The 8,398-nt window shown below is 53.2% G+C and carries 8 protein-coding genes; 3 read left to right on the top strand and 5 right to left on the bottom strand.

Annotated elements, in window-relative coordinates:
* The first annotated feature begins 68 nt into the window (after positions 1-68).
* The gene (gene dnaA / locus NGM62_RS17925) at positions 69-1,496 is read left to right on the top strand and encodes a chromosomal replication initiator protein DnaA (RefSeq protein ID WP_262249663.1); all 1,428 of its coding nucleotides are present in this window, start codon (positions 69-71) and stop codon (positions 1,494-1,496) included.
* Positions 1,497-1,559: 63 nt separating this feature from the next.
* On the opposite strand, the gene NGM62_RS17930 is transcribed toward dnaA, so the two are convergent.
* Positions 1,560-1,955 (bottom strand): hypothetical protein, encoded by a 396-nt coding sequence (locus NGM62_RS17930; RefSeq protein ID WP_262249664.1) that lies wholly within the window; start codon positions 1,953-1,955, stop codon positions 1,560-1,562.
* Between the two features lie 120 nt (positions 1,956-2,075).
* On the opposite strand from NGM62_RS17930, the gene dusB reads away from it, so the two are divergent.
* Positions 2,076-3,068 carry a tRNA dihydrouridine synthase DusB gene (gene dusB, locus NGM62_RS17935; protein ID WP_262249665.1) on the top strand — a complete coding sequence of 331 codons (993 nt, stop codon included), beginning with the start codon at positions 2,076-2,078 and terminating at the stop codon, positions 3,066-3,068.
* 102 nt (positions 3,069-3,170) lie between these two features.
* Complete coding sequence (locus NGM62_RS17940) at positions 3,171-3,863, top strand: porin family protein (protein ID WP_262249666.1); 693 nt, start codon at positions 3,171-3,173, stop codon at positions 3,861-3,863.
* A gap of 8 nt (positions 3,864-3,871) precedes the next feature.
* Here NGM62_RS17940 and NGM62_RS17945 read toward each other — a convergent pair whose 3' ends face one another.
* The 4 genes from NGM62_RS17945 to NGM62_RS17960 form a co-directional block, all read right to left on the bottom strand.
* Positions 3,872-5,371 carry a lipopolysaccharide biosynthesis protein gene (locus NGM62_RS17945; protein WP_262249667.1) on the bottom strand — a complete coding sequence of 500 codons (1,500 nt, stop codon included), beginning with the start codon at positions 5,369-5,371 and terminating at the stop codon, positions 3,872-3,874.
* A 17-nt stretch (positions 5,372-5,388) separates the two neighbouring features.
* Positions 5,389-5,691, bottom strand: a complete 303-nt coding sequence (locus tag NGM62_RS17950; protein ID WP_262249668.1) for an acylphosphatase — start codon at positions 5,689-5,691, stop codon at positions 5,389-5,391.
* 113 nt (positions 5,692-5,804) lie between these two features.
* Positions 5,805-6,704 carry a PorP/SprF family type IX secretion system membrane protein gene (locus tag NGM62_RS17955; RefSeq protein WP_262249669.1) on the bottom strand — a complete coding sequence of 300 codons (900 nt, stop codon included), beginning with the start codon at positions 6,702-6,704 and terminating at the stop codon, positions 5,805-5,807.
* A gap of 206 nt (positions 6,705-6,910) precedes the next feature.
* A partial coding sequence (locus NGM62_RS17960) for a T9SS type B sorting domain-containing protein (protein WP_262249670.1) occupies positions 6,911-8,398 on the bottom strand: 1,488 nt, incomplete at its 5' end.

Genomic DNA, 8,398 nt, shown 5'->3' on the forward strand with positions numbered 1-8,398 from the left:
GTTTCACGGGGAAGTTATCAACATTTTTCCGGTCATTTATTGGGTATCAACTTATTAAGATTTAACGAATGGAAAAAACGAGCACGAGTGTATGGAATAGCTGTCTGCAAATCATAAAAGATAATATTCCGGCACAAAGTTATAAGACCTGGTTTGAGCCTGTCAAGGCCGTGCGGTTGGAAGGTAACGTTTTGACTATTCAAGTACCGAGTTTATTTTTCTATGAGTGGTTGGAAGAGCACTATGTGGGCCTGCTGCGGAAAACGATAAAAAAGCACCTGGGCGAAAATGGCCGGCTGGAGTACAACATTGTCGTGGAAAAATCATCCACAAGTAATCCATACACCACCAATATCCCGTCAAGCGGCAACGGGGCCGAAGCGAAGAAGCAATCCATACCCATACCGGTGGCACTTAATAAAGATATCAAGAATCCGTTTGTCATTCCGGGCCTGAAGAAGTTGCAGGTAGACCCGCAGTTGAACCAGCATTATACATTTGACAATTTCATAGAAGGAGAGTGTAATCGATTGGCGCGGTCGGCGGGCTTCGCGGTAGCAAGCAAACCGGGCGGCACCTCGTTCAACCCGTTGATGATCTATGGTGGTGTGGGGCTCGGCAAGACGCATCTAGCGCAGGCCATCGGCAACGAGATCAAGCGTAACCTGCCCGACAAGCTGGTTATCTACGTGTCGTGCGAGAAATTCTGCCAGCAGTTTGTCGACTCCCTGAAAAACAACACCATCAACGACTTCGTCAATTTCTACCAGGCGATGGATGTCATCATCATGGATGACGTGCATAACTTTGCGGGTAAGGAACGTACCCAGGATATATTTTTCCATATATTCAACCACCTGCACCAGTCGGGCAAACAGATTATCCTTACCTCAGACAAGCCGCCGAAAGACCTTGCGGGTCTGGAAGAGCGCCTGTTGAGCCGGTTTAAGTGGGGCCTTTCGGCCGATATGCAGGTGCCCGACTTGGAAACGCGGATGGCGATCCTCAAGAAAAAAATGTATTCCGACGGCATCGAACTGCCGGAAAATGTGATCGAATACGTAGCCAACCAGATAGACAACAGCGTGCGTGAGCTGGAAGGTGCGATGGTATCGCTATTGGCACAGGCCACGCTCAACAAAAAGGAAATAGACCTCAACCTGGCGAAGTCCATGTTGAAGAATTTCATCAAGAATACGCAGAAGGAAATCTCCATGGACTACATCCAGAAGCTGGTGTGCGATTATTTCGAGGTGCCGGTAGAGATGGTCAAATCGAAATTGCGGAAGCGCGAGATTGTGCAGGCACGGCAGATATCGATGTATTTGGCAAAGAACCACACAAAGACCTCATTGAAATCCATCGGTGCATTCTTCGGCGGGAGGGACCACTCTACGGTAATCTACGCCTGCCAAACAGTGGAAGACCTGATTGAAACGGATAAGAAATTCAAGGCCTACGTGCAAGACATCCAGAAGAAGCTGAAAACGAGCTAGGATTAAAAAAGGCGGGCCGTTTGCAAACGGCCCGCCTTTTTTAATCCTGTTTCTTGCAAGCGATTAACGATTGCCACCGCCCCTGCGGTTGCCGGCCGCACGCATCCGATTGGCCCGCCCTTCGATCAGTTTGTTGTAAGCTTTCTTTTGGTCGCTATCCAATACGGAAAGTATTTTTTCATCCGTTTGGGTGCGCAGTTCCCGCATTTTTTTACCCAGTTGCTCCCGATCTCCGTCTTTGTTGCCCTGAAACGCTTGCTGCATGGCTTTGCTCTGGGCGAGTGAGTAAGCATAAACGGAATCTTTCTGCGCGGCAGTGAGCTTAAGCTCTTTTTCCAGCCGTTCCGCAGTCCGTTTGGCAGACTCTTCGGGGTTGCTGAAACCGCGCCCTGGTTGCTGTGCGATAGAAAAACTTGCTACTCCCAGTAGCATGGTCATCAATAAAAAAACTTTTTTCATAATCGTTGAATAAGTGAATATATGCGTAAGACGGATTGTGCTGCCGATGGTTTAGGGAGCATCCGGTAACAATTCAGCTACTTTTTCTGTATCTTTGCCGCCGGTTAAGGTGTAGTGTATATGGCAGTTACCATTGGAGATATTGATTTGGGCGCCTTCCCGTTGCTTTTGGCACCCATGGAAGACGTGAGTGATCCACCGTTCCGTTTTGTGTGCAAGCAAAACGGGGTAGACATGATGTATACTGAGTTTATCTCTTCTGAAGGACTGATCCGTGATGCGGCCAAAAGCCGTCAGAAATTGGATATCTTCGAATACGAGCGGCCCATCGGTATCCAGATTTTCGGCAGCGACATCGACACCATGCGTGAAGCTACTGAGATCGCCTCACAGGCCGGTCCCGATCTTATCGACATCAATTACGGCTGCCCGGTGAAGAATGTGGCCTGTAGAGGTGCTGGGGCGAGCCTGCTGCAAGACATCGACAAGATGACGGCGATGACCAAAGCCGTGGTGGAAGCTACCCACCTGCCCGTGACGGTGAAGACCCGCTTGGGCTGGGACGACAACACCAAGAATGTATATGAGGTGGCCGAACGCCTGCAGGATGTGGGCATACAGGCGCTAAGTATCCACGGCCGCACCCGTTCGCAGATGTACAAGGGGCAAGCCGACTGGCACCTCATCCGCGAAATCAAGCGTAACCCCCGTATCCGTATCCCCATTTTTGGCAATGGCGACGTGGACAGTGTGGAGAAGGCGGCCGCCTGGCGCCTGGAGTATGAGGTTGATGGCATCATGATTGGGCGTGCATCCATCGGCTACCCCTGGATATTCCGCGAAGTCAAGCACTTTTTCGAAACCGGCGAGTACCTCCCGGGGCCAACCATTGCCGAACGGGTAGATGTATGCCGCACCCACTTCCGGAAGTCGCTCGAATGGAAAGGCGAAAAAACCGGTATCTTCGAAATGCGCCGCCATTATGCCAACTACTTCAAAGGGATACCGCACTTCAAGGAGTACCGCATGAAGCTGGTCTCGCTCATGGAGGTGGCCGATATCGAAGCCGTGCTCGATGAGATCGGCGACCAGTTTATGCTGGAAGCCGTCTAACGCCATAAAAAAACAATAATAAAGATTGGTGACCTTTTCACTATTGCTACGATAACTGGTTAAATCATTCCATGTTTAATCAAAAAAATTAATGCAGAACGTATGAAAAGGTCTATTACATTATTGGTTTTCGCCCTATTGGTGGGTGGTGGTTATGCTTTTGGTCAGTCGGCTTCCGGCGTTAACATCAGCTATGGTATTAAAGCGGGGGTCAATTTCGCTTCAACTGACGAAAAAGGAGACGAGCCGCTGGATACGGAGTTCAAACAAAGACCCATGGTTTCTTTCCACATCGGGGGCCACGTGGATTTTGCGTTTTCCGAAGCATTTTCGCTGCAAAGCGGGCTCGTCCTGAACGGTAAAGGTTCTCGGGAGACCTGGTCTGGTGAAGACGGGTTTGACGGTGATGAGGTACGGTGGGAAGGAAGTTTCCGGGAAAGCATCATTTATCTGGAGATTCCCGTAAATGCGGTATACCGGACCGGCCATTTCTTTGTGGGGGCGGGTCCCTACGTAGGCTACGCCCTGTCGGGCAAATGGAAAGAAAAGTATACGGAAGATTTTGGTGACGGGATTGTGGAGACCGATGAGGAATCAGGGAAGGTAATCTTCAGCGGCGAAAGCGCCTTTCGCAAGCGCCCCGATTTTGGTATTAACTTTCTCGCCGGCTACCAATTAATCGATCAGTGGAACCTGGGTATCGGTTATGGATTGGGGCTTAATAACATCTATCGCGGCGACGGCTGGACAACGAAAAACAGGGTCATATCGGTGTCGGTAGGTTACAACTTTTAAGAGGCCGTTTATGGCTTACGCCAAATCATGATCAGCGCCTTCCGTTCCAAGAAGAGCGCGATCCCCGCGAATAGGAGGAAAAGCAAGTTGCCGATAACCATGTGGCGATCGAACACGTCGAATGCCAGCCAGCAGATGATGATGGCGGCAGCGATATACGCACTGTTTTTGCCCACGTGGTAAGGGATGGGGTAGCGCTGCTGCCCCCATAGGTAGGAAGTAACCACCATGGCAGCGTAGGCAATGGCGGTTACCCAAACGGCACCGATGTAACTGTATTTTGGTATCAGGATGATGTTGAGCACGATGGTGATGATAGCGCCGATGCCCGAGATATACAAACCGAAGCGGGTCTGGTCGGTCAGTTTATACCAGATAGACAGATTCATGTAAATGCCCAGGAGCACATAGTTGAGCAGGAGGATGGGGATGATATGCAGGCCCGACCAATACTGGGCCTGTTCTTCGGGACTGCCACCCTCGATGAAATACTTCAACCATTCGATGTTTACCGTAATGCCTACCATTACCAGTACCATGGCAATGATAAAATAGTCCATGATGAGCGCGTACGTTTGGCGGGCATTTTTATTTTTGGAGTAGCTGAAGAAAAACGGCTCGGCCCCCAGACGGAACGCCTGCACGGCGATACTCAGGAACACGGCAATCTTGGATACTGCACCGTAGATACCCAAATCGCGGTCGCCAACCTCGCCGGGAAGCAGCTTGGGAATCATGATTTTATCGAGGTGTTCGTTGATGATGAAAGAGACGTTGGCAATCAATATGGGCACACTATACGAAAGCATATCTGCGGCCAGTTTGCGGTTGAGCCGCAGGCGCAGCTTAGCGATTTCAGGTAACAGCAGGAGGAGGGTGAGTCCACTGGCGATGAGGTTGGAGATGAAGACATAGCCCACCCACTCGTCCCGGTACCACGAACCGAAGTAACCCGGATAAGCACCGCCTTGCCCGATAAGCCAGGGGATGACCACGATGAAAAACAGGGTGGTGCCGATGAATGTCAGGATATTGATGAGTTTGAGTATGGCAAACCGGAAGGGGCGCCCCTCGGCGCGTAGGCGGGCGAAGGGGATGACGGCCAGCGCATCGGCCACCAGGATCCAAGCGAAGTAGCGCACGTAGCGGTTGTAGTCGGCGTTATAGCTACCGTTATTCAACCATGTGGCGATATTTGCTGAGAAAAGGTGGGTGGTGATAAGAAACAGCGTGGCGGTGAACAGGATGATGATGAAGCTGTTGTTGTATACGTTTGCCCGGTTGTTGTCGTGTTTTTGCAGGTACCTGAAATAGGTGGTCTCCATCCCGAAGGCCAGCACGGCGTTGAGCATGGCGGCCCAGCTGTATAGGTTGGTAAAGACGCCGTATACGGAAGGGGAGAACTTATTTACGAAAAGGGGGGTGAGCAGGAAATTAATCAGCCTGGCCACGATGGTACTTACCCCGTAGATAGCGGTTTGTCCAGCAAATTTTCTAAGTACAGACAACGTTCAGCGCATTAAGATCAGCCACGGGACTTCCTGATGACCTCAAAGTTACGATAGTTTTTCATTCCGCCTTCACGGACGGCCACTTTTTCCACTACAGCCTTTTCGGGGCCCTCGTGGCACCATTCCAGAAAAGAATCGAGGGCGAAAGCGTCGCCTTCGGCTTCGATGGCCACGGTGCCGTCCGGCATGTTCTGGGCGGTGCCTTTCACCCCTAGCTGGTCGGCCACGGCTTTGGTGGTGAGCCGGAAATATACGCCCTGTACCGTGCCTGATACGACGATGTCGAGGTGCTTGTGGTTGCCCGTTTTGGTGTCCATGTTATTATTTTCTGATGGCACAAAAATACGTGCAAATCGGGAAGAAGCCAAAAATGCCGGCATGTGGGTACGTCAATGAGGTACATCGACAAGCTGTTGTGCCGGCTTTTTCTTTAAAGCAACTGTGCAACCCTGTCGAAGCGGTAGCTGAGGCCGATTTCGTGGGTGGTGTTGCTGATTCGCCTGTTGAGCGGCTGGTTACCCGGGTTGAACTGGTAGCTGTATCCCAGTCCGAAGCCGCTGAAATTAAACTGTGCCATGCCGGCCAGCTCGCCGTAGCTGCGGGCATTGAGGCCGATTCCGAACAGCCGTTTCACGAAGAATAGCGCGGAAGCTTCGGCTTGGGGCCGCAGGCTTTCGGAATAGGTAACCAGCAATGAAGGGCGGAACTGGAAATCGGCCCCCAGGTTGAAGAGTGCCCCTGCCGTGAGGTGATATAGGTTGCGGAAGTTGTAGCGGTTGTCTCCTCCGCCCACGCCGAGGTTGCCCAGCATGAGCCTCGGCAGCGACAGCCCCACATAGTACCGCTCCGGCCTGTACAGCATCACCCCGAAGCCCACCAGGGCATCGGTTTCGTTCACGTCCTCGTGGAAGGCCGGGTCGGTGGGGTCCAGCTGGGAGAAGCGGCCGTCCATGTAGCTGAAGCCTGCGTTGAGGGACAGTCCCAGGTATTCGCTCTGCGAGATACGCACACTTTTGGCGAAGAATGCCGAGGCCTCGGTAAGTTTCTCCATGGCCATGCTTTCGTGGCGGATGTTGATGCCGGCGGTGGCACCGGCCCCCTGCAAGCCGATGTGGCCGCTACCCCAGAACACGGTGGGCGCACCGTCGATCCCCACCCATTGCCGCCGGCCGATTACCGACACCTCCCCGCCCATGTGCATCAGGCTGGCTGCCGGGTTGATTACCGAGCGCAGCTGTCCGTACTGCGTGTGCGTGAGCGGCTGCTGGGCGTGTAATGCGGTCATGCCCACACCCAGTGCCATAACCGTCAATATCGTTTTAAATACCATCTTTTAACTAATTTAACCATTGACAATTAACCATTGACAATTAACCATTGACCATTAACCATTAACCATTAACCATTGACAATTAACCATTAACCATTAACCATTAACAATTAACCATTGACCATTGACCATTGACCATTGACCATTGACCATTGACCATTAACCATTGACCATTAACCATTAACCATTAACCATTAACAATCACATCAATACCTCAACACAAACCACCCCTTCTCATGCTTCCATTGGCCATTTACCCTGATTTCCACCACGTAGAAGTAGGTCCCGGCGGGCAGCCGTAGCTGTCCGGAGCCTATGCCTCGGAAAGCTACCCGGTTATTGTCGTATCCCGAGGCTTCCCACACCACCGTGCCGTTGCGGTTGAAGATCTGCACCCGGTTTTCGGGGTAGTCCCTGATCGCCTCGATAATGAGGTGCTCGTTAATCCCGTCACCGTTGGGCGATACCGCCTCATGCACACGGATGGGTATGTCTGACGAGGGGTCGGTGACCCTGATCGTTACGGTCACCGCTGCTGCCGGCTCATGGTTTCCGTCGCCTTGCTGGGTAGCCGTGATGCGCACGGTTCCCAGCCGCAGAATATCGAGTGAGGTGCCGCTGAGGCGGGCCACCTGTTCGTCATCGATGGTGAGGCTGACCGGGAGTCCGCTGCTGGCCGTTACATCCAGCGGAATGGTACCCGCATCGCGGTTTACTTCCGCCGGGGCGTTGAAGGTGATGGCCTGGCTGGCCTTGCGCACGGTAAGCTGCCTGCTGGCCTGTGGCCGTGTGGTGTAATTGGCATTCTCGGGCAGGGTGGCCGTGATGGTGGCCGTGCCGGCGCCGGTGATGCGGAGCTGCCCGCTTGCGGTTACCTCTGCCACTGAGGGGTCGCTGCTCGTGTAGACGACCGTCTCACCGCTGCTGGCCGTGGCATCGGCGTTGAAATCGGCATCGCCGTAGGTCTTCTCCGGCAATGCCGGGAAGCTGATGGTCCGTGTGGCCGGGATAACTGTCAGATCAGCTGTAAGAACTAGACCCTCGTAGTTGCTACCGGTTATGGTGGCGGTCACTTCCTGGGTACCCGCGTCGGTGCGGTTGTTGCCGGTGTAGGTAACCGTTGTACCATCGGGCAGCGTGCCCGTGATGGCCAGCGATTTGGCGGTGCCGTCGTACACGAACGTGCCGTCCGACAGGGTAATGCCGGTTATGGTTGCCGGGGTGATGGCGAGGTCGGCCGTGAGCACCAGCGGTGTATAGCCGGTACCTTCAACCGTAGCCGTTACGGTCTGGGTACCCACATCGGTACGGCTGTTGTCCGTGTAGGAGACTGCGGTGCCCTGCGGGAGAGTGCCTTCGATGACCAGCGACTTTGCCGTACCGTCGTACACAAAACTGCCATTCGGTAGGGTTACCCCTGAAATGATGGCACTGGTTACCTCTAGGTCGAAAGCCGGTAAGCTAGCCGACATCGTGCCATCGCTCACCGTGATGACGATGCCGGCAGTTACCCCCACATCACCGTTGCCCGGTGTGCCGGAAAGCTCACCGGTGGTGGTATTGAAGGTGGCCCAGTCGGGTTTGTTGGCGATGCTGAATGTCAATACATCGCCTGCATCGATATCCGCTGCGATGGGCGCAAAGCTGTATACCGCGTCCTGATTCACGGTAGTTGCCGGTGTGCCCGATATGGT

The organism is Parapedobacter soli (assembly GCF_025460835.1).
GTDB classification, from domain to species: domain Bacteria; phylum Bacteroidota; class Bacteroidia; order Sphingobacteriales; family Sphingobacteriaceae; genus Parapedobacter; species Parapedobacter soli.